The organism is Chryseobacterium sp. SIMBA_028 (assembly GCF_046535285.1).
Taxonomy (GTDB): domain Bacteria; phylum Bacteroidota; class Bacteroidia; order Flavobacteriales; family Weeksellaceae; genus Chryseobacterium.
In genome coordinates this window covers 1-350 of sequence record NZ_JAWRWZ010000099.1, presented here as the reverse complement: position 1 = coordinate 350, position 350 = coordinate 1, and the positions used below count along the sequence as shown (strand labels likewise).

Below are 350 nucleotides of genomic sequence, written 5' to 3'. Positions count from 1 at the left end.
AATTAAACTCGCTAATGCGGAACCTTTTACACCCATTTCAGGGAAAATCCAAAGTCCTTTAATGAAAACATAATTCAAAACAATATTAATGACATTCGCAATGATGGTAGCTTTTGTAACTCCAATCGTGTAAGATAATCCTTCTGAAACCTCTCTCAATGTCTGAAAAGCCATAAAAGGAACAATACTGATTGCCATAATTCCTAAGAAGTCTACTGTATCAGGAACAATTTTTGTCGGCTGACCAGAATGATAGAGTAGAGGAAGTCCCAAAAGCAGGACACCCATCAAAATAATTCCAACCGTCATATTAATAACAAATCCGTGACTGAAAACAGAATTAATCGTTT

General features: G+C 35.4%; 1 protein-coding gene. It reads right to left on the bottom strand.

Annotated features, from left to right (window positions below):
- Positions 1-350, bottom strand: a 350-nt coding sequence (locus SCA31_RS22715; protein ID WP_410699311.1) for an MATE family efflux transporter, incomplete at both ends; no start/stop codon positions are given.